Here is a 19,084-nt window from a genome sequence, read left to right on the forward strand (position 1 = left end):
AGTCCTGCCGGGCCTACCAGCAGCGAAATATTTCCCTTACAAATCAGTGCAGGTGTCCCATGCCAGAACAGGCCGTGGGACACCTTAGCGATCATCCGGCCAACCATGGGGCTTGTGCCCCCACTTGTCGGACGCCCGCGACCGGACTTCCTCGAGCGCGTCAGGCATCGAATCCGAATAGCCGTTCTTCGACGGCATGGTGATGACAGACCATGCCCATTGATCACGACCGATGCGACTACTCTGCTGGTCGTCCAGCATGACACGGCCGACCACCAGGCCATCCCGGAGAACGACCCAATCGTTAGCATTAGCTTCGAAGGTGATCTTGCGAGTCCAGTGCGCGGTCATTCCGGTTCTCGCATGCGAAGAACTCGGCTGCCGAACTGGAGAAGGAGCCGATCGCGCGGCGAATAGTCGGCCATCGCATCCCACGCCGCGAGCATGGCGCTTAGGTGCCCGGCCGCCAGAGAGTATCGATCACCCTGCCACTCCTCGCACCAGATGATGTAGAGGGCTCGGTTCTCAGGAAAGATCGGCTCGTGGATTCGGTGGCGAAGCATGGTTGTCTCCTTCCGGTCGATTAGAACGAAAGAAGAACTTCACGCAAGACTTTCTGGTTCAGCGCGGCGGATGCGCGGCTACCCCCGGCACCTTGTTCAGCGCTGCGGTCAGAGCATCGGCCTCCGTCAGGGCCTCGACGGCTTGCTTCTTGTTCCAGACAGCTCGGGTCTTGCCAAGCATGCGCTCGACGCCGGCCCAGACTAGGCCTGCCACGGTGATGACGGCATAGACCGTCTCCGCCGTCACATCGATCGGCATCGGGAACGGCAGGCCGATCATGAGCGCGGCCGCAGCCACGAAGGCCACACAGGCGACGATGAACGAGCGGTTGGTGAAAGCCAGCGACCAACGATTGTCCGGTCCTGCCAGGCGGTTCGCCTGCTCGATCAGCGCAGACAGGTCGCGGAGGGTCTTGAAGATCATCAGCGGGTTCATGGTCATTTCACTCCAAAATAGGCCAGCGCGGCAGCAGCCAGCGCGGCGAGGATGTAGATCGCGCCTTTGGCGGGGCCGGTGGCGGCAGGGGAAGCCGGCGAGGGCAGAGGTTTAGGCGGGACGCTGTCGATGACAGGCGGCCGGGCGTTGGCCGCGGCCCACCAGCTGCGCACGTCGAAGCCGGGGCACTGGGTGGCAGCTAGATCACGGTGGCCGATGACCTGGGCACCGGGATGCTTGGCTAGCAGCTCGCGGACCAGCTTCACCGTCGCAGCCTTCTGCGCCTCGGTCCGGTTGTCGACGCCGACATTGGGGCCGGTGGCGCGCTCGATGCCGCCGATGCAGCAGATGCCCAGGCTCCCCGTGTTGTTGCCTGAGACATGCGCGCCGACGACCGTGTCCGGGCGGCCCTTCTCGACAGCCCCGCTACGCCGGAGAACGTAGTGATAGCCGACGTCGTTGAACCCGCGGGCGAGGTGCATCTTGCGGATGTCAGCCACGCCGTAATCCTGGTCGGGATAAGTCGCGCTGTAGTGCAGCACGATGAGCTTGATGGGGAAGTGTGGCATGACTGCCTCCTTGTGGGCATGGACATGAAAAAGCCCCGCACGATGGCGGGGCTCGGTTGGATGGATAGATGCGCCGTGGCGCTTACGGCATCGCCGGAATGGTGAAGGCATGGACCGTCATCCGGCTCTCTTGGGCATAGTCGGCAGAAGCCCACCCAGCCCATCCCGCGTGACGTTCGATGGTGGCCAACAGCGCCATCGTGGTCGTCGTATCCCAGATGAAGCCGGGGCCCATATCGGCCGGGCGGATCGTCTCGAAGACGACGCCATCGATCGAGAACTCGCAGCGGTCGGTGAACAGTTCGAACTCCAGGCGCTGCGGGACGCCCAGCTTGAACTCGCCCAAGGCCATGGTGCGACGATCACCAGAGGCCCGACCACCTCCCACGCGGGGCATATGGACGCCTGGTGCCCATCCGATCTTGTCGCCGCGCTTCACCAGCTCGAAGTCCAGCTCCTTCCCGCTCTTGTCGTGCGTGAAGACCGCGTTCACTGCCCGCGCGGTGTGGCAGACAACGACAGCCCCGAACTTGCCAAGCGAGGCCATCGGGCGGTTCAGCTGAATGGCGCCGTTGCGCCACTGGCTGCCGACCATGCCCGCCGTCAGCGTGACTTCCTTGTCAGAACCATAGGCCACACGAGACGGTGTGCCCCAGCTCCCGCCGACGCCGTTCTGGCGGTCGCCGCCAGCCCAATTCGGCAGGAAGATGTGCAGGTTCGCGTTGCCCCAATTATACGAGGCGTTCCGGTCGATGCCGAAATCCTGCACGGCGCGGTAGCCCGCGGGACGCAGCGGGTTGCCGACAGGCGCCGGGGTGGGCGTGGGATTCGGCGCGGGCGTAGGGGCCGGATTTGGCGTCGGGGCGGGTGTGGGCGTTGGCGTGATCACCGGGGCGGCGAGGTAGGCCTGCAGGTCGACCACAACGGCCTGCGTCGCAGCAACACTAGATCGGAGGAAGGAAAGTAGTTCGGTCAGTTTGGCGCGGTCGGCCATGTTGGGCTGCTCCGGTTCGGGCTGGGGTTCAGGTTCTAGTTCGGGCTCAGGCTCCGGATCGGGCACCACCACGACGGGCGGCTCCACGACCGGGGGGATCGGCACGGGCGGCACGACAACAGGCGGCTGCACGACAGGAGGCGCGACGACGGGCGCATCCTCGATCAGGGCATGCACAGCGGCCCATGCTGGGTTCCGGTCGCCCAGCCAGCGCTGTAGGCCGTGCATGATGTTCTGATCGGGCATCCGGCATTCGACCGACATAGCCAGCGGCCCGTCGAAGCCTGCGGCATCAAGGGCGGCAAACGTTTCTGCGTAAACCTCGCCCATCTGGCGGCTGACAGAGAACGCGTGGATGAACGCGCGCAGGGCCGTGCTACCGCCCACGCCGTTCATGTGGTTCCCCACCTCGTAGACACCCAGTTCCATGCCGTACTTGGCTGCCTCGGTGCGGTAGTGCCGCCACTTGGGGACCAGGCTGCGAACCGTGCGGTCCGCGCCCCATTGGTTGCCCGTCAAGAGCTGGTCGCGGATCCGATCAAATGCTGCATCTTGGGAAAGGGACGTGCGCCAGCCTTCCAACTGCGAAGCCCGGCCACCGTAAGCCATGCCGCCGTCGATCTGCGCATGCACGGTCAACATGTCCATGACGGAATGCGGCGCAACGTAGACTGGCAGGCCACGCGTCCCACTGCGGTCACGCCATAGCGGTGCCAGCAGAATATCGGCCTCGCCCCCGATCCAATCGGCCTGGTGCTGGACCACGGTGTGCAGGCGTTCGTCGCCGCCCCAGATCCGGCGCCAGATCTGCGCCATCTGGACCGACCGCATCCCGTACCAGTTCCGGAACTCGGAACCGGTGCTGGTGCCGAAAGCCTCACGCCCGCGAGCTGCGCAATAGTGCGCCTGCGGCGTGCCCGAAAAGTCCCAAGTCTTGGTGCTGTACTCGACATAGACCTGCCGGGGCGCGGGCATCAAATCGCGTATCAGGGCTGCGCACTGGCGCATGTGATCGTCGGTGGCTGCGGTAGGCAGGCACAGCCACATCGCGGCATCGACCTCCCGGCACAATGCGGCCATCCACTCGTAGGGCACGAAGCGGTAGAAGATCTCGTCGGTGGGCAGGGCGCGGCTTTCCCACGAGGTGATGCGCAGCCCGCCTTGGTTCTCGCTGGTCAGGATGCCGATCCATTCGTCGAACCGCAGGGCAGTATAGGGGGCGACCTCGGTTAGATACTGGCGGCGGAAGATCCGGCCCCGGTCGGCATCGGCCCAGTCATCCTGATGAACCAGTGCGATGTTCTCGATCGGTCCGCCTGCGGGGTCGATCGAGCGAACGATCGGGTCGACCCAGGATGCGCCGTTCGCCGTGAAGTCGAACTGGATCTCGTTCGGCGACACGCGGGTGATGTTGCGGGCCCCATTCAGGTCCCAAGTGGCCGTCCCGTCCCACCGCAGGCGCCATCGGCCCGTCCCGCCTGCCGCCGCCGGCATGTTGTGGAACAGGCGGGTGCGGAACCCGCCAGACCCGGGCGCGATCGAGATGAGCTGGCCTCCGGGCGTCATGTGCCCTGCGGCGACCAGCGCGTCCCATTGCGCGCCGCCACGGTCCGCCTGCCAGGGCCATGCCTGCTTGAAGGCGTTGATGAACGGTCGGGAGCTTTCGCCAGCGATGATGCCGAGGCGGGCCGCGATTTTTGCGGTTGGCATGGTGGTATCTCCAATGCACAGAAATGGGGGATTGGGTGTGATTTTTCGCGCCGCCGCGAGGAGGTCTCCCTCAGAGGAGGCGGTAGCGGATTTGGGGATTGATGGTGAAGAACTGGCCGGCAGGCGTCACGCCGATGTAGTGGAGAAAGCGCCTGGCTTGAAGCTGGGTGTCATGGGGGGCCTATAAAAAAGCCCGCCGGTCAGGGCGGGGATGGGTCAGGTCATATCGAGGTCGACGATCAGTCATCGCCAGCATCACGCTGACTGGTGATCTGCCGCAGCAGGTCGTTTGTCTCGCGCTGCGCCGCCTTCAGCTCATCCATCGATCTGGCCAGCGCTTCGTATCGCTCGCTGTTCCGTGCATCAGAGATTTCCAGCTGCTGGATCGACCGCCGGTGCGTGACCAGATCGGCCCGGATGTCGGTCAGCTGTTTCTCATGGGTCAGCCGTAGTTCCTGGGTGGCTTGGCCGCCCTGCAGCTCGATGCGTTTCATTTCGCGCTGCCCTTCGAGCAGCCCCGCCTGCAGGGTGGCATAGGACACCGCCACAGCGACGATGGTCGCGCCGATCGACCAGACGTTGCCCCAGGTGATGCCACCTTCGATCTTCGCCATCAGATATCCTTTCCGTGCCGGCGGCGGCCGGTTCAGTGAGCGCCCGTCGGTCGGGCATGAAAAAGCCCGCCGGTTAAGGCGGGCTGATTAAGTGGGAAGGGTGACTACGGGGTGCCGCGCAGCGCAACCGCGGTAGGCCTGATGGCCGTCAACAACGCTTGCGATCCACCCGCGACAGCTTGTCCCGGGCTGGTAGGGGAAACGGAAAGGCTTGAACCGAAAGTGATGGCAGCAGTGTCTGCGCGACGGATATCTGAGATAGGGAGGTATCCACGGGCCTTAACGCGACCGACTTTCGAGGGATAGATATCTTCCCACGCAACGCCCGCGAATATCGAGGGATCGTCCGACGATGTCATCAGCCTTACATGCGTCCGGTTCGTATCCCATGCCAGAAGCGATCCCATCGGGATGCCATAAGTTTGTCCGTTGGTAAGGGACAGCTCCTCATCTGTGAAGCGGGGACGGTAACGCTCTCCGACTGCATAAAGCGATGCCACGGCAATGCCGCCCAAGGCAGTATTGATCTGAGCAAGAAGATCAGCATTGCTGACGGCGGTATGGTTTGCGTTGAACGTCACCGTTCGCGTTTCAGCGCCAACAGTCACGCTTAGGCTGACTGGCGTGCTGGAGCGATTTCCCAATCGCCTTCCCAAGCTGGTGATGGCCAAGTTGGCAGCGGGTCCAACCAGCTGTTCCGAAACATCAGCTGAACCGTGAACATAGCTCGCTAGATTAGTTGCACCGGGATAGGAGCGCACTTGGCCCATCAAGATTGCAACAGCAGGCCCACTTACGCTCACGGGTGCCAACGAACCATCTGGCGCCGCAATTTTAAGCGCACGACCAAAGTCGGTAATGCGGAACACCGCAGGGCTGTTTCCCTTCCCAGAGACCTTTATCTCGGAATGATCAGCAAGCTGCTTGCTTAGTTCAGAGGGAAACCACCCGGTTACTGCGTAGGAAATGTCGCCGACGATTACGCAATCTTCGATGATGTGCTGATCGCGCTGACCAGAGCCCAAAGGTAGAATGCGCAGCGCCGTTCCGTTGACCCCGCTACCGGTCGACTGAGTTAATGCAACAAAGGTATCGCGCTCATTCCTGACAACGCAGGGTTTTGCGAAGTCAACGTTGTTATGCCAAGCAAACGTCATGACTGGCGCAATGTAGACGCTGTCCTTGCTCGTTACATGCCACCCGCTTGATGTTCCCATGCCAAGTGCATCCTGCGAGGCCCAGCTCCCTATCACGTTCCCAAGATGCTCCAGACGGCAATCTGAAATCTCAATAACCGCGTCAGGATTAGCCCCATTCGCTTCGATGTGAACCGCATAGCGTCCATTTCGGACGCTGACATCCAGCCCGCGCAGACTTGCCGTATCAGTGACAAAGAACGGTTGGTAGCTAGCAGGATTTAGCGCCGATCCATCGGGCAACTCATAGTGAATGCGAGGCCGAACAGAACCAGAGGCGCCCATTTCAACGTGCTTTGGAAGTGTCCAGTTGAACTCGCTCGTGTACTCACCGGGCAAAACCCGCCACCTTACCCGCGTGACTGGTGAAGCCCCTGCGCTTGCGACAATCGCTGCCGCAAAAGTCAGCCCACCATCTCCTACGTTCAAGTCGGTCGCAACCGGAGGTCTGGTAACTGCTGCGACAATGTCGCTGCGGTTCCTGGCCATCGCGTGCTGCATAGTTGCTGTGGTGTCGCTCTCTCCGAACCGCGAAACCATAGCTTCAAGTGACTTGGCGATAAAGTTTCTGGCCACGCTCGTATCGCCGCCGGCAGCAAGCTGAATGCAGGGACCAAGCATATACTCGTCGCCCTGCACAACATAATCGGAGACCACTGTCAGGACCGTACCGTCCTGCACCATGCGACGCGCGGCCGTTCGATTGATCCCAGGCCCGTTCGGCGTTGTTCGGACATTGAAAACTACCGGCCCAAGAGGCTGCCGCGACATAAATTCTGCCGAAACATCGTATTTTGCAGTAACGCGCAGCCGATCACCCGCCTGAAGACCAGCCGCCGAGAAAAGCCTAATGACATACGAACTAGTGCCCGTTTGGCCAACAGGCGTATTGATCCCGATACCGGCGCCACGTTCGTCATTGACCCGGATCGCCCCATTCAAAGCTTGTGCCGATCCAACTGTGGGATGTTCTGCATAAGGCAGCAGACCAGTATTGACGAACTGGAAACGGCTTTGGACGGATGCCTCGTCACCTCGGTCCGACAGGATCGTGTATTCGATCGACGACACTACTGCCTCTTGTACGCTGGACATGACAGCATTCGCGGACGCAACCTGTAGGGTCAACCCGGCTTGGGTCGCATTACCTGGAATAGTTGCAGTGCCGGAGATTTCCAGCATGTCACCACGCTGTACGGCAGCCGGAGCCGACACTTCGAGAGGTGTGTATCCCGACCCCGTTGAATATTGAGCGCGTACGGGGCCGAGCGTCACGGAAGCCAAAAACCCAGCAGAGGCTTTGAAGCGGGTACGGAAGAATATGGTCTGCCCGCGCATGGTTTCCATATTCATTACAAGCGATAGATAGGTCTGTGCCCCGGTCTGACCCGCAGGGATACGGATCCCCATCACGGCTGTTCCCGTTCCTGCGACGAGGCTGGCGCCGTTGAGGGCTTGTCCGACTGCAACGTGCTGGCCGAACATGTCACCCATGCTGAGGCTGGAAAGCACTGGTTTGAACGCATCCAGTGCCGTGGCTTCAGCCTTTCCAGATAGCTCGGTCAGGATATCCTGCAAGGCGTCAGGATCGCCCTGCGTCTGCGCCAGCTCGATTAGGGCCTCCCGCCAATCCTGTTTGCCAGGATTGTGGACGCCCGACAGAGGATCGCCGATCGGCAGTGGCGCTCCAACCGGCGCGTTCGGCTTTCCGTCGCCGGTAAAGCGGACGAAATCCCTGAACGCGCGGTTGATGGTGTCCAATACAGGCATGCTTGACCTCGAATGCAAAAAGCCCGCGCGAGGCGGGCGGTCGTGGCGAATTGTGGGGTAGTGTCAGAAGGTGGCCGAGATCGGCCCGATGGGTTCCGAAGGGACGCCGGAACGGTTCAGGGTGCGGACCCAGAAGCGGCGGGTGCCGGTGATCCCGGTCATGTCGTGAGTGTAGTTGTCCGGGCGGCCAGCGCTGCCTGCGACTGTGGCGATGATGGTTGCTTCGGCGAAGTTGGTCGTGGCACCCATCAGCACCTGAGTGCGGAAGTAACCGGAGGGCGCGTTGATCCAGTCGATATACGCGGTGTCCCCCGTCGCCACGACGCCAAGACTGGAGGGCGTCGGCGGCGTCACCGGGTTCGCCAGTACCGTGACCGGACCGAACTTTAGCCAATCGCCATAACCCCGCCAGCGGTAGCGAACCGTGTACTGCTGGCCATCCCCTAAGACATCGCTCTGTGCGCGTAACTGGGCCGCTGTCATCTCGTCCCACTGCGGCTGCGTTCCGGTCCAGGGGCCGACAGGGGCAAAGTCGCCCTGCGCGATCTGCGCGCGCAGCTGCAGGCCTTCGCGCTCCGGATCATCAACGGACAGCGATAGCTTCACACCCTGCACGTCACCCGAGATCGTCACGCGCTCCTGGACCAGGACAGCACCTGTCGGGACCGGGTCGACCTCGTCCACCGTTCCGATCTGCGCCAGCGTCGGGGGCATCGGCCGCTCATCGGACGGCGCATGCCACGGGTACGGATTCAGGATGCTGCCGATGCCGATCTCGCAGGTGGCGCGCTCAATGTCGAAGCTGTGGCTGGTGACCTCGAAAACGCCATCGAGGCCGAATTCGTTGGAAACCACCCGGATGGTATGGATGCCGTCACCTTTGGGAAAGCGCGCCTTCAGGCCCACCAGATTGGTGCGCAGCGTTCCAACATATTCCCGGCGGTCCTTGGCCCGCTTGATCTGCATCAGGCGCTGCAGCTGGGTGCCGGAGGGGCACATGTCCACGTCCAGCATGTCGGTGCGGCGCGGCTGCGTGGCCAGCGCTTCTTCATCGACCAGCTCGGCCACCTGCGTCGGCTGGTAACCATGCGCCGGGCTGACGAAGCTGCCCTGCAGCACGTTGTAATCGGTAAACGGATCGAAGCCGTCCGACATCTGGATGGACAGAATATCGCGGTCGGTGATGGTGACATCCGGCTCCGACCATGCCCCGCCGAGAATGCCGACCGTGCCATCGGCTGTCTCGTAGATCTGCCCGTCGCAGGTGGCCAGCATCCGAGTAGTCACATCCTTCAGGGGATCCTCGAGGGTGTAAAACCCGCACAGGCGATAGCGAGGCTCTGTGCCACCGGAGAGCAGCGGCACAGCCTCTCCACACAGCGCAGCGAAGGATGCCCAGGAGGCTGCGTCCAGGCGCGCGAGGGGGATGCCCCAACCCGTGGGATGGGTCATCTGATCTCGGATGCACAGTCCGGCATTCTCTGTGTAGACCAGATCGCCGGCGAGGTTGCGCACGCGGACGCCGCGGATCTCGGCCTGCACCTGCGTCTGGTCGCCCTTCGGGAAGACCTTCTGGAAGTCCTCGTCCGAGGGATCGCCCCAGACAGAGCAGAACGTTGCTTGCCCTTGGAGACGGTGGTCGGCAGTCCAGATTTCAGGGAAGGCCTGCCGAGGCGGCTCATAGTCGCCGCCTTGTCCGGACCCGTCACGGAAGAACAGGTACTTGTAGCGCTGGACCTCGCCGGTGTCCGCGTTCCATCCAACCGGCTCGCCGTCGATCCAGAAGCGGAGCAGCCCGTCGACACGACCGTGATGGATCACTACGACCTGGTAGAGACGTCCGTCACGAGCTTCGAAGAGCGCGCGGATGCCGCCCATCAGGTTGCGACCATAGGCGCGGCGGCGGGCGCTCTCAGTCTGGTTCAGCGTCGCCAGCATCTCCTGGCGGGACGCCTGCGGGCGATTCAGAGCCATCGAGGCCAGCGACCAGGTGACCGCCTGGCCGGCGGCGATGATGGCACTGGCTGCGGTCGTGCCGAGTGCCGTCGTAGCGGAGGCCCAGAAGGCCGTGGTGGCCAGATATGAGAAGATGGCCATTCACTTTACCCATGCGCGTTCGGCCAGCCGGTAGCCGAGCCGTGTTAGATCCAGCCCCGTGGGGCCCGTCGATAGCTGTGTCAGCAGCGCGCCGCGTTCCTGTGCCCATGCCTCGAAGGCGCGCAGCAGACGCAGGCCACTACCGTCTCTGGCCCACCAGCCATGCTCCATGGCGATCAGCGCAGGGCTGATGACCGTGGGCTGCAGCGATCCGGCGATGAACCCACCGCCCGACACCCAGACAGCCGCGTCAGGGCTGGTGATCAGCTTGGCGAGGATGCCCGCCGTCCAGGACCGATCCACCGGCACAGGGCCGCCCACGGCGGCGCGCAGATCCTCGATCATGTCCACGATGGGCAGGATGTCGTTTGCGCCGGCCAGTCGGATCATCCGCTAATTCTCCAGCCAACCTCGTAGCCGTTCGCATAGAGCGGCAGGCGTTCCAGCCCGCGATCGCCGGCAAAGAGCGCCTGCTGATCAGGGTCGGTCCAGCGCCCGCGCGGCGGGGCGTTGCGGCGGAAAAACAGACCCTCGGCCTCGACGCTGATCTCTCTCTTTGTCGACCCCTCGCCGGACCAGGGCATGCGCTGCATGGTACCGTTAAAGAGCGAAATGGGTGAACCCACCGGATCCCCTGCCAGCAGCTCGCCACCCCCGGCCGTGAAAGCCGCCTGCCGGATGTTCGAGAAGAGCTGCAGGTAGACCGTCACAGCCCGGTCGCGGACGCGGGCCTTGGCGTTCAGCGCCAGCGCGAACATTTCCGGCGTGGCCGCCACCTTGAAGGTCACCTGCTTGGCCGAGACCTGGTATGCGGTGCTGATCTTGCCGATGCTGACCAGGTCACCCACACCCTGCCAGCGGTGTCCGCCGACATCGAGATCCCCGAAGCCCGTCCACCAACGCTTGGGGCCGTCCCGGAAGTCCATGAACACCAACACCGACTGACCGATCCGGCCATCACGCAGCACCTCGTTGGGGATTGCAATCAGATCGTCGCGTGCGGGCATCAGAGGGCCTCCATGAAGTTCACGGGGGTGCTCGGCGTGACGGCCATAGCCTGGTCGAAGAGGCCCTCGGTCTCACTGACCATCCTCATTTTGCAGACTGGCCGCTCGATCTCCAGTCGCGATCCTGCTGGAGCAGCCGCCCGAAGGGGCGGTTCGATCATAACCCGGTTGGTGGTGCTACTAGGCCGCCAGTGCAGCTGAACGCGGTGCAGCCGCTCCCCGATCGAGAAGAACTGCCCCGGCCGCAGACCTGTCGTGTCGTTCAATGTCAGGTCAAGTTCCGTCGCCCGAAGCGCCGCGGCCGAGGCCAGCACGATGCGATTCACGGGGGTATTCTGAAACCCAAAGTGCTCGAATGTCTGGGACCCTGCTATGCCGCCGATGCTGCAAAAGGGAAGGGGCAAGCCGTTCCTGTCCTTGGGCCGATACCGGGACCGGCAGGGCACCAACGTGGTGCCGATCCGGCCCTGCATCTGGGCAAGGAAGGCCTGCCACTGGAGGGTTGCCGCCTCGCCTCGTAGCACGAACTTGGCAGATGCCATCCATTTGCCCCGCATCGTCGGGACGATGGTCTCATTACCGGTGACGCTTTCCTCCGGTTCTAGGGACTGCCCGGCAATGTAGAATTGGACATCCTGCCAGAGGGCGAGATGGGGAAAGGTGGCCTGCATTACTGATCTCGCTTCTGGTGTTCGGCCATGACGGAGGGGACACGTTCCAGCATCGCTTCGCCCGCGCGCTGGATCTTCGCATCGATTTCACGGTCCCCTGTCGTTCCGCGCATGTCGAAGGTCAGGGCGACCGACCGGCTGCCGCCGCCATGTGTCTGACCGCGCGTCAGATCGAGGACGCGCTCGTTCGGGTGTAGCATGTGCAGCTGACCACCCTTACCATCCAGGCCGCCAGAGCGGGGGCCGCCCCAGGTGTAGCCGCCGCCATCGAAGGACCTGACCGGATTAAGGCCCGCCACTTTCAACCCGGCGCTTAGGGCATCGCCACGGCCAAAAATGCTGTTGGTGATACCGCCCAGGATCCCTAGGCCTGCGCCACCGCCGGCCATGGGACCTGAGTTGAACAGCGCGGCCTGAAGGGCCGCCTGCGCGAATGCTAGGGCAACATTGGCCAGAACCTGCGTAAAGCTCTCTCCAGCGATGATGGACCGAATCAATCCTTGTTCGACCGACTGCTGTTGTTCAGCCATGAACTGCATCGCATCTGCAGCACGACCCTCGGCCTGCGCGCGATCATTGGTGGCAAGGATATCTGCGGCCTTGGCTTGGCCAAGGGCCTCTATCGCTTGGCGATAGGTCATCGTGCCATCTGCCAACTGCGCGTCCAGATCAACGTTGCGCCGCTTGGCATCGGCTTGCAGGGCCATCACGGTGCGCTGGCGTTCGATCTCTGCCGTGACCTGCGCGATCGCGCGGGCCTCGGCCTCAGGATCGAGGCGCAGCGCCTTGATGGCGGCCACTTGCTCGGCCTGCTGCCTGGAAAGGTCGTTGGTCTGCTGTTGGGTGATCAGGCTGGCCGACAGCTGGTCGCTGTAATCCTTGGCCTGCTTTGCCAGGCGCTCCCGATCGCGGACCTGTTCCTTCAGACGCTCATCAGCTTCGCGCTGCAGTTCGGGGTCCATCCGTTCGATGGACTGCTGACCAAGGGCCTGCTGAATGACGGCAGGAGACACGCCGCGCAGGCCCTCCCATTCGTTCCGCAGACCCTCGATCCCCTGGGGCATACGCTGGCGTAGCAGCTGCTGTGCCATGCGGTCCTGCATCTCGCGGGAATAGAGCTCGTTTCCGCTCAGGCCCAGTTCCTTGATCAACCCGCGCATCGTGGTGCTGACGATCTGGTAGGCACCGACAGCCGAGCTGTTATGCGCGTTGTCCGGATGGGCGAGCATCTGGCGCTGCATCTCCAGCACCTCGTTCAGGGTCATGTTCACCAGATCGCGCTGACCGCCGGTGTAGCGGCCATTGTCGAGGGTGGCGTTGTAGTTACCACCGCTCTCCCGGCTCTTGATCAGTTCGAGGATGCCCTTCTGGGAAGCTTCCAGATCCTTGCCCCACTGCTCCAGGCTGTTACCTGTGGCCGACTCGACCGCGCCGCTGATGACACCCCATGCGCCCTGCTGGATGCGTTTCTGCATGGCGACGAACGCCTCGTCATTCGCGCGGTCGAGTGCCTGCACCTTTGAGATCTCGGCATCGATCAGATCCAGACGCTCCTGCGTCAGCCGGGCCGTTTCCTCGTTGCCGCTCTTGATGGCGGCATCCATGATACGCTGCGCCGAGGTGCGATCGTCCGTCAGCTTTTTCAGCTTGTCGGTGTCGGTCTGGTACTCGCTGACGATCCGGCGCTGTTCCCGGACCATCGCATCGGCACCGGCTTCCACTTGGCGCTGCGCCTGCTGCATGACGGCGTAGACCTGGCTGCCCCAGTTCCCCAGGAAGTCGAGATCGGCTCCATCGTTTGTGGCCAGCTCGGAGATGGTAGCCAGCAGGTTCTCCGCATCGCGCGCGACCGCCTCCACGGAATTGGAGCTGTCCACGCGATTGATGGCCATCCGCAGGTTTTCGAACTGCTCCGCGCTGGCGCCAGTCAGATCCTTGACCCGCTGAAGGTCCCGCTCCATTTCCTTGCGGCGCATGTATTCGCGGTTGGGATCGACGGTACCGTCACCGCGGACGGGAAGAGGGTCCGGGTTCAGGTTCACGCCAAGAGGCGCGCTCAGGCCGCGGGCGGCACCCATAACATCTGTGCGCGCGCGGATCGCGCTCAGCATGGCCATCGCGGAGTTCGCGCGGGCCACCTCGTCCGCGAGATCGCCGTACTGGTTCCGCAGCTCCTCGATGGGCGTCATGGCCGCTTCCGCCGCGTCCACGTAAGCGTCCGTCGACTTGGTCAGGGCAGCGGTCCGCTCCTCCAGGGTCTCGCTGTCGGTGGCCACACGATAGACGGCCGCGCCGAGGGGGATCAGGATCGCCGCGCCAGCCCCGGCAAGGGCGCCCATCGCGCCGAACCCGCCGAGCAGCTGCGGAAGCTGCTGGCCGAGGGCCTGGACGGCCGAGGTGCCGGCACCGACCTGCACGGCAAAGTCCCCGACCTGGTATCCGACCTGCTGCATGGCCCCGCCATAGCGGCGCGACCCCTGCGCCGTCTGTTCGACGACCTCGGTGGCCTGCTTCATCTCGCGGGCTGCCGAGGCCACACGAGCGGTGTATTGGGTCTGGGTCACTGCACCCACGTCCAACGCCCGGTCCAGCTTCTTGACTTCGGCCTCGTACCGGCTCGCTGCGCGATAGGCAGGATCATAGGCCTTGGACAACCGGTCCAGCTCCCGCGCGTGCGCCCTGGCGGCTTGAGAGTTGCTGACCTTGCCTTGCGCGTCCTGGAATGCCTTCTGTGCCTCCTCGCCGCGCTTCTTGAACGCGGCAACGACCTTGTTGGCGTCTTTGACAAGCTGCGCGTCAGAGAACCCCGCGGAGACGACAAGATCCGGTTCCTCAGCCATTATACCCCCTCAATTCCGAGTTCACGCATCCGATCGATGCTCATGCGTTTGCCCTCCGGGGCCGTGTTCCACCCTTGAGAGCGGCCATAGCCGTCGAGGCAGGCCATGAACTGCCAAGGGGTCATCTCGCCGACCTGCGCCGGCGAGAATCCCATGACCGCCCCTAGTCCGTAGTAGGTGCTGAACTTCCAGCGGCCGTTTGTTCGTTCTCCGGTGTCGGCATCACCGGTCGATCCTCCCCCACGGGATCATCCGCGGGGCCGTAGAGACAGACCGACAGAACCTCCTGGGCAGGAACCTTGAAGCTGATCAGGTCGTGGAGATCGAAGGCATTGCGCACCAGCTTCAGTGCCTCGATGTGCGGCGTTCCGCCCCCGACCAGGCCGTTGCGCAGGACCTCGATCAGCTCGACCGCAAACCACTGCCCGGTGTTCAGCTTGTGCAGCAGATACTCGGGGCCGCATTCCGTCTTCTGCTGGATCACCTCCAGCTCGGCGATACCGAGGCGGAAAGCATGCTCCCCGCCCGGCCAGCGTATCGTCGCCGCCTGCATCAGGCAGCGTTCGTGAACTCCACGCCTTCCTGGAAGCGCAGGTTCAGCGTGGTGGTGACGACGGCATTCTGCTCGGTACTGCCGATGTTCTCGATGCCGAGGGTGGGCAGCATGCCCATGCCGTCGATGTATTCGACCTCGCCGACAGCCGCGTCGACGATGAAGGTCCGGACTGGCAGGATCAGCTGGTCCTTGGCCCACCGCAGCAGCTTGTCGCGGTTGGAACGTGCCAGCTGGGCGTTGATGGTCATGCCGACCGTCTGTGCGCCGTAGTCCAGGACCGTCTGGATAGGCAGGGTCCAGTCCTCGCAGTCGCCGACATTCGTCTCGCTGATGGCGTTCTCAATGTTCAGGCTGATGCCGGTCGCGCCGCAGAAGTTGGTGTAATAGGTCGGGCTCGCCGGCAATGCCGTCGGGTCCAGCGCGACCATCACGACGATGTCGCCGCGCTTGTGGAGGCGGGGGGTAGCCATATCACTTGTCCTCGGATTGGGCGGCTTTTGCCGCGGGTTTGGGGGTGTCGCGGATCGCGGCGCCGGACGCCTCGGCCTTGTCGATCACCCATGCCGGGAACTCCTGCGGATCAGGCGAGGCCTGGACCCGGATCGAGGTGCCCTTCTTCGGGTCGGTCGCGTCGAAACGCTTGTGGAAAACGGCCTTAACCATTGCGCCATGCCTCCTTGATTGCTGCGCGGACTTTGTTGCGGATCCTGGTGCGGAATTCGGCCCGCTTGGCTTTCCAGGTCGGGTAGAAAAACGGTTGAGCGACGGTGCCGGGATGGCCCGCGCCCTTGTCCTGCCGCTTGCCGCGTTTCACCGACGCGTTGCGCGCAAGCGAATGGGGCTGGGTGCCGAACTCGACGAACCGGGCGTAGAAGGCTTCCTTGCTGCCGGCGTAGATCCGGATGCGCAGGGTGGCGTACTGGTCGCCCTTGTTCGGGCCGGAGCGGATCTCGTCGATCATGAACGTGCCCGGCGGCAGGTCGCCCCAGGTCCAGCCGATGCTGGCGCGCAAAGCGCCGCTCTTGGCGGGGACGAGGCTGCGCATCATGACGCAGATTTCCTCTGCACCCTCTTCCATCGCCAGCCGCGCGGCATCGACAGCGGCCGCAGGGATCTGTTTCAGCTTGGCGACGATCCGGGGATTGAGCTGCGCCATCAGGCGGGGTCCTGCTCGATCAGAACCTCCATCTGGATGATCCCGTGCACATCGCCACTGGGATCATCCATCACGCGGACCAGCGTTACATTGGCCGGATGCATGGTCAGCGCATCAGTGTCGGACCAACCCTGAATCGCCGCGGCGATGTCGTCGGTCAGATCCTCGCAGGCCCCCTTGCTCTCCTGGCTGTGCCAGAGATCGATCTGCAGCGTCATCGTGCGCGCCTTGACGCAGGTCACGCTGGTGTCGTTCCAATAGGACGGGCCCAATGTCACATAGGGATGCGCAGTGCTGGCAAGCGCCTGGTCGAAGACCTTGCCTGCCAGCTCGGCGACTTGATCCTCGATGCGGGCGATGACCAGCTGGCGGAGACGGCGACCGGCCCTCATTTGCGTTGGCCCTCGACCTGAAAGATGACGAACGCGTTGTCCTGCGACCTGTGCGGGTTGCCCTTGACCTCGTAGATCGTGTCCTCGGTCTCAACGCGCCAGAGAGACGACAGGCTGCGGGACAGTGCGGTGGCCCGCACGGCAATGGTGGCAGGATCCCTTGCCTCCATCCGAGCTTGCTGGAACGCCTCGCTGCCGGGGCGATGCTGGATGTTCGCCCAAACCGTGCCCCGGTTTGTCCAGCCCTGGATGACCTTGCCGTCGGCGTCCTTGAAGGGCTGTGGCTCCAGGAGCGTGATCCGCCGGTTCAGCTGGCCCGTCTTCATACGCGCCACACCTTGAACGGCGAGATCATCACGTCGACCTCCGGCGGGAAGCCGGGCCCGTCGCTGAGGCCACCACGCTGGTTGTAGAAGAAGTCCACGAGCATCAGTGCCGCCACCTTGATGGCCGCCGGAACCGCCGACACTTCGCCGAACCCCGCCGTGAACAGGATCTGCACTGCTCGACCCGGAGCCCGGCCAAAATTCACGGCAAGCCCATCATGGCAAAGATCGAACGGGACCGCCTCGGGGACGGAGCCCGGATAGGTGACCGTCACATCGCTGACGTCAGGAAAGGGCATCCGGACGGTCCGGCAGGGGCGGGCAAGGTCCATCCGCCATTGCTGGTTGACGATGCAGCGGCGGAGAATGCCGCGATACCCGTCGAGGTGGGAAATCGCGGCATCGATCGCACGTTCGAGAACGGCATTCTCCTCCTGGTCATCCTCGACGCGGCAATGGCTGCGCGCCTCGTCCAGCGTGATGAAGGGCGCCGGGGGCGTGACCAGGGTCAGGCGCATCAGGCCGACGTGCCCTTGCCGTAGACCGAGGTGTCGAGACCTTGTCCTGCGAAGTCGTCGTCCTGCGGCTTGGCGCGCTTGGCGTCGTTCCAATCGACGGCGTTCTGCACGCTGGTCGTGCCGGCGCGCGGATTGGCATCGACGCTTTCGTGGCCCACGGTGACCGCACCGAGGATCTCCGGCTCGATGATGGCCCCGGAGGGATTGTCCAGTTCGGTCGCCGGAGCGGGATCGGCCGGGGCATCCACCTGGACGGCGGTATCGGCAGCCGTCGCCAGTGCCTGATCGGCAGAGGTGGCGACGGTCTGCTCTTTGACATCGGCAGCGGTCGCCGCCTCTGCCTGGTCGGGTTTCTTCGCCATGGTCATGGCTCCTGTGCTTCAGGGAGGGGAGGCCCGGCCCCGAAGGGCCGGACGCGGGGCTTAGGCGGCTGCCATGCGCATCGCGCGCAGGGCCTGCGGGTCCAGCAGGCCGCCACCGACGCGCTTCGTGGTGTAGAAGTGCACGAAGGGCTTGTTGGTGTAGGGATCGCGCAGGACGCGGACGCCGGTGCGATCGACGATCAGGTAGCCACGGCGGAAGTCGCCAAAGGCGATCGGCACCGCGCCGGCGGCGACGTTGGGCATCGCGGCCATCTCGGTCACCGGATAGGCCAGCAAGGTCTGGGGCTGGCCGGCGCTGAAGGACGGCTGCCACAGGTAGTTGCCGTCGCCGTCCTTCAGCTTGCGGACGCGCGCCAACGACGTGCGGTTCAGCACGAAGCGGGCGTTCTGCGAAAGGGCGCCCGGCAGGTCGTAGACCATGTCGATCAGCTCGTCGCTGCTGATGGCGGTGGCCGAGGCGGTGGTCTGGGTCTTGATCGCGCCGAAGGGGTGCGCGGCGGCGTTGGCAGCGCCCTCGACATAGGTCAGGACGCCGTTCGGCTTGTTGATGCCGTTGCCGGCGACGAAGGCCAGCCCTTCCTGGTAAGCGAACTCGGCCTCGACCTCGTTGGCGATCCATTCCTCCAGGTTCACCGCCGCGTCGTCCAGCATCTGCTGCGTGGCCGCCGGGTTGGCATAAAGCTCGCCCGTGGCATAGGTCAGCTGGGCGAACTCGGGGGTGTTGGTCTGGGGACGCGGTGCGGTCTCGCCGACCCAGCCAGAACCCATCCCGCGCTGATTGAACAGCTTGCGGAACCCTGCGGTCGAGATCGTCTGGACAGAGGCGATCTGGCGCATGGGCGAGACCTCGACCAGTCGGTCGGTGATCGTGCGATCCCATTCCACCGGTGCCAGATAGCCGCCTTCCTCGGCCGCGCCCTTGTTCAGCGCTGCCTGGACGTCGCCCTTGCGGAAGTGCGCACTGAAGGCGCCGCTGTATTCCGGATCGGTCGGGTTGCCATCGGTGCCGGGCCCGCCCATCTTCAGGGCTGCCATCTGGGTCGCCTGCGCATCGAGTGCAGCCTGCAGGTTGCCGACCGTGGTCTCGATCTTCGATAGCGCATCGGCGCGGACGACATCCTCCTGGCCCTTCTTCAGTGCCTTGATGGTGTCGTCATTCTGCGACTTGAACTCGGTCCATGCCTGGTTCAGCGCCGCCATCATCACCTTCGGGTCGCCGGACGCGTCAGCGCGCACAGCGAGGATCCCGCGCGTCAGCAGCGCGGTGGGGATATGCTTGGTCATGT

Annotated in this window: 21 protein-coding genes; all 21 read right to left on the reverse strand. The window is 63.8% G+C overall.

Annotated features, from left to right (window positions below; translation table 11 throughout):
* Positions 1–84: 84 nt before the first annotated feature.
* Positions 85–351 carry a hypothetical protein gene (locus tag TW83_RS07590; protein WP_045982168.1) on the reverse strand — a complete coding sequence of 89 codons (267 nt, stop codon included), beginning with the start codon at positions 349–351 and terminating at the stop codon, positions 85–87.
* Positions 348–563: a hypothetical protein gene (locus TW83_RS07595; protein WP_045982169.1), complete on the reverse strand. Its 216-nt coding sequence runs from the start codon at positions 561–563 to the stop codon at positions 348–350. Before TW83_RS07595 ends, TW83_RS07590 begins: the two co-directional genes overlap by 4 nt.
* A gap of 58 nt (positions 564–621) precedes the next feature.
* Positions 622–999, reverse strand: coding sequence for a hypothetical protein (locus TW83_RS07600; protein WP_045982170.1), 378 nt, complete (start codon positions 997–999; stop codon positions 622–624).
* Between the two features lie 2 nt (positions 1,000–1,001).
* The gene (locus TW83_RS07605; RefSeq protein WP_071209474.1) at positions 1,002–1,568 is read right to left on the reverse strand and encodes an N-acetylmuramoyl-L-alanine amidase; all 567 of its coding nucleotides are present in this window, start codon (positions 1,566–1,568) and stop codon (positions 1,002–1,004) included.
* A gap of 82 nt (positions 1,569–1,650) precedes the next feature.
* A complete protein-coding gene (locus tag TW83_RS07610; RefSeq protein ID WP_045982171.1) occupies positions 1,651–4,272 on the reverse strand; it encodes a hypothetical protein in 2,622 nt (873 codons plus the stop codon).
* Positions 4,273–4,511: 239 nt separating this feature from the next.
* Positions 4,512–4,886 (reverse strand): hypothetical protein, encoded by a 375-nt coding sequence (locus tag TW83_RS07615; RefSeq protein ID WP_045982172.1) that lies wholly within the window; start codon positions 4,884–4,886, stop codon positions 4,512–4,514.
* Between the two features lie 104 nt (positions 4,887–4,990).
* On the reverse strand, positions 4,991–7,843 hold the full coding sequence (locus tag TW83_RS20460) for a hypothetical protein (RefSeq protein ID WP_157001399.1): 2,853 nt from the start codon (positions 7,841–7,843) through the stop codon (positions 4,991–4,993).
* A gap of 72 nt (positions 7,844–7,915) precedes the next feature.
* Positions 7,916–9,949: a hypothetical protein gene (locus tag TW83_RS07625; RefSeq protein WP_045982174.1), complete on the reverse strand. Its 2,034-nt coding sequence runs from the start codon at positions 9,947–9,949 to the stop codon at positions 7,916–7,918.
* The gene (locus TW83_RS07630; RefSeq protein WP_045982175.1) at positions 9,950–10,339 is read right to left on the reverse strand and encodes a hypothetical protein; all 390 of its coding nucleotides are present in this window, start codon (positions 10,337–10,339) and stop codon (positions 9,950–9,952) included.
* A complete protein-coding gene (locus TW83_RS07635) occupies positions 10,336–10,956 on the reverse strand; it encodes a hypothetical protein (RefSeq protein WP_045982176.1) in 621 nt (206 codons plus the stop codon). The genes TW83_RS07630 and TW83_RS07635 overlap by 4 nt, the downstream gene beginning before the upstream one ends.
* Entirely contained in the window at positions 10,956–11,627 is a 672-nt protein-coding gene (locus tag TW83_RS19265; protein ID WP_052714705.1) for a hypothetical protein, read from the reverse strand. The genes TW83_RS07635 and TW83_RS19265 overlap by 1 nt, the downstream gene beginning before the upstream one ends.
* The gene (locus tag TW83_RS19270; protein ID WP_052714707.1) at positions 11,627–14,467 is read right to left on the reverse strand and encodes a hypothetical protein; all 2,841 of its coding nucleotides are present in this window, start codon (positions 14,465–14,467) and stop codon (positions 11,627–11,629) included. Before TW83_RS19270 ends, TW83_RS19265 begins: the two co-directional genes overlap by 1 nt.
* A gap of 163 nt (positions 14,468–14,630) precedes the next feature.
* Positions 14,631–15,020 carry a gene transfer agent family protein gene (locus tag TW83_RS07650; RefSeq protein ID WP_052714709.1) on the reverse strand — a complete coding sequence of 130 codons (390 nt, stop codon included), beginning with the start codon at positions 15,018–15,020 and terminating at the stop codon, positions 14,631–14,633.
* Entirely contained in the window at positions 15,020–15,493 is a 474-nt protein-coding gene (locus tag TW83_RS07655) for a hypothetical protein (protein ID WP_045982177.1), read from the reverse strand. The genes TW83_RS07650 and TW83_RS07655 overlap by 1 nt, the downstream gene beginning before the upstream one ends.
* A gap of 1 nt (position 15,494) precedes the next feature.
* Positions 15,495–15,686 (reverse strand): hypothetical protein, encoded by a 192-nt coding sequence (locus TW83_RS07660; protein ID WP_045982178.1) that lies wholly within the window; start codon positions 15,684–15,686, stop codon positions 15,495–15,497.
* On the reverse strand, positions 15,679–16,179 hold the full coding sequence (locus tag TW83_RS07665; protein ID WP_045982179.1) for an HK97-gp10 family putative phage morphogenesis protein: 501 nt from the start codon (positions 16,177–16,179) through the stop codon (positions 15,679–15,681). The genes TW83_RS07660 and TW83_RS07665 overlap by 8 nt, the downstream gene beginning before the upstream one ends.
* A complete protein-coding gene (locus TW83_RS07670; RefSeq protein ID WP_045982180.1) occupies positions 16,179–16,571 on the reverse strand; it encodes a DUF3168 domain-containing protein in 393 nt (130 codons plus the stop codon). Before TW83_RS07670 ends, TW83_RS07665 begins: the two co-directional genes overlap by 1 nt.
* Positions 16,568–16,897 carry a phage head closure protein gene (locus tag TW83_RS07675; RefSeq protein ID WP_045982181.1) on the reverse strand — a complete coding sequence of 110 codons (330 nt, stop codon included), beginning with the start codon at positions 16,895–16,897 and terminating at the stop codon, positions 16,568–16,570. The genes TW83_RS07670 and TW83_RS07675 overlap by 4 nt, the downstream gene beginning before the upstream one ends.
* Positions 16,894–17,415 carry a phage head-tail connector protein gene (locus tag TW83_RS07680; RefSeq protein ID WP_045982182.1) on the reverse strand — a complete coding sequence of 174 codons (522 nt, stop codon included), beginning with the start codon at positions 17,413–17,415 and terminating at the stop codon, positions 16,894–16,896. Before TW83_RS07680 ends, TW83_RS07675 begins: the two co-directional genes overlap by 4 nt.
* A complete protein-coding gene (locus TW83_RS07685; protein ID WP_045982183.1) occupies positions 17,415–17,783 on the reverse strand; it encodes a hypothetical protein in 369 nt (122 codons plus the stop codon). Before TW83_RS07685 ends, TW83_RS07680 begins: the two co-directional genes overlap by 1 nt.
* Before the next feature lie 54 nt (positions 17,784–17,837).
* Positions 17,838–19,082 carry a phage major capsid protein gene (locus tag TW83_RS07690; protein WP_045982184.1) on the reverse strand — a complete coding sequence of 415 codons (1,245 nt, stop codon included), beginning with the start codon at positions 19,080–19,082 and terminating at the stop codon, positions 17,838–17,840.
* Positions 19,083–19,084 lie beyond the last annotated feature (2 nt).

This window comes from Paracoccus sp. S4493 (genome assembly GCF_000967735.1).
GTDB lineage: Bacteria > Pseudomonadota > Alphaproteobacteria > Rhodobacterales > Rhodobacteraceae > Paracoccus > Paracoccus marcusii.

What these genes read in the sequence shown, in the direction of transcription:
- TW83_RS07590 (WP_045982168.1), bottom strand. Translation starts at nt 351, where the DNA reads ATGACCGCGCACTGGACTCGCAAGATCACCTTCGAAGCTAATGCTAAC.
- TW83_RS07595 (WP_045982169.1), bottom strand. Translation starts at nt 563, where the DNA reads ATGCTTCGCCACCGAATCCACGAGCCGATCTTTCCTGAGAACCGAGCC.
- TW83_RS07600 (WP_045982170.1), bottom strand. Translation starts at nt 999, where the DNA reads ATGAACCCGCTGATGATCTTCAAGACCCTCCGCGACCTGTCTGCGCTG.
- TW83_RS07605 (WP_071209474.1), bottom strand. Translation starts at nt 1,568, where the DNA reads ATGCCACACTTCCCCATCAAGCTCATCGTGCTGCACTACAGCGCGACT.
- TW83_RS07610 (WP_045982171.1), bottom strand. Translation starts at nt 4,272, where the DNA reads ATGCCAACCGCAAAAATCGCGGCCCGCCTCGGCATCATCGCTGGCGAA.
- TW83_RS07615 (WP_045982172.1), bottom strand. Translation starts at nt 4,886, where the DNA reads ATGGCGAAGATCGAAGGTGGCATCACCTGGGGCAACGTCTGGTCGATC.
- TW83_RS07625 (WP_045982174.1), bottom strand. Translation starts at nt 9,949, where the DNA reads ATGGCCATCTTCTCATATCTGGCCACCACGGCCTTCTGGGCCTCCGCT.
- TW83_RS07630 (WP_045982175.1), bottom strand. Translation starts at nt 10,339, where the DNA reads ATGATCCGACTGGCCGGCGCAAACGACATCCTGCCCATCGTGGACATG.
- TW83_RS07635 (WP_045982176.1), bottom strand. Translation starts at nt 10,956, where the DNA reads ATGCCCGCACGCGACGATCTGATTGCAATCCCCAACGAGGTGCTGCGT.
- TW83_RS19265 (WP_052714705.1), bottom strand. Translation starts at nt 11,627, where the DNA reads ATGCAGGCCACCTTTCCCCATCTCGCCCTCTGGCAGGATGTCCAATTC.
- TW83_RS19270 (WP_052714707.1), bottom strand. Translation starts at nt 14,467, where the DNA reads ATGGCTGAGGAACCGGATCTTGTCGTCTCCGCGGGGTTCTCTGACGCG.
- TW83_RS07650 (WP_052714709.1), bottom strand. Translation starts at nt 15,020, where the DNA reads ATGCAGGCGGCGACGATACGCTGGCCGGGCGGGGAGCATGCTTTCCGC.
- TW83_RS07655 (WP_045982177.1), bottom strand. Translation starts at nt 15,493, where the DNA reads ATGGCTACCCCCCGCCTCCACAAGCGCGGCGACATCGTCGTGATGGTC.
- TW83_RS07660 (WP_045982178.1), bottom strand. Translation starts at nt 15,686, where the DNA reads ATGGTTAAGGCCGTTTTCCACAAGCGTTTCGACGCGACCGACCCGAAG.
- TW83_RS07665 (WP_045982179.1), bottom strand. Translation starts at nt 16,179, where the DNA reads ATGGCGCAGCTCAATCCCCGGATCGTCGCCAAGCTGAAACAGATCCCT.
- TW83_RS07670 (WP_045982180.1), bottom strand. Translation starts at nt 16,571, where the DNA reads ATGAGGGCCGGTCGCCGTCTCCGCCAGCTGGTCATCGCCCGCATCGAG.
- TW83_RS07675 (WP_045982181.1), bottom strand. Translation starts at nt 16,897, where the DNA reads ATGAAGACGGGCCAGCTGAACCGGCGGATCACGCTCCTGGAGCCACAG.
- TW83_RS07680 (WP_045982182.1), bottom strand. Translation starts at nt 17,415, where the DNA reads ATGCGCCTGACCCTGGTCACGCCCCCGGCGCCCTTCATCACGCTGGAC.
- TW83_RS07685 (WP_045982183.1), bottom strand. Translation starts at nt 17,783, where the DNA reads ATGACCATGGCGAAGAAACCCGACCAGGCAGAGGCGGCGACCGCTGCC.
- TW83_RS07690 (WP_045982184.1), bottom strand. Translation starts at nt 19,082, where the DNA reads ATGACCAAGCATATCCCCACCGCGCTGCTGACGCGCGGGATCCTCGCT.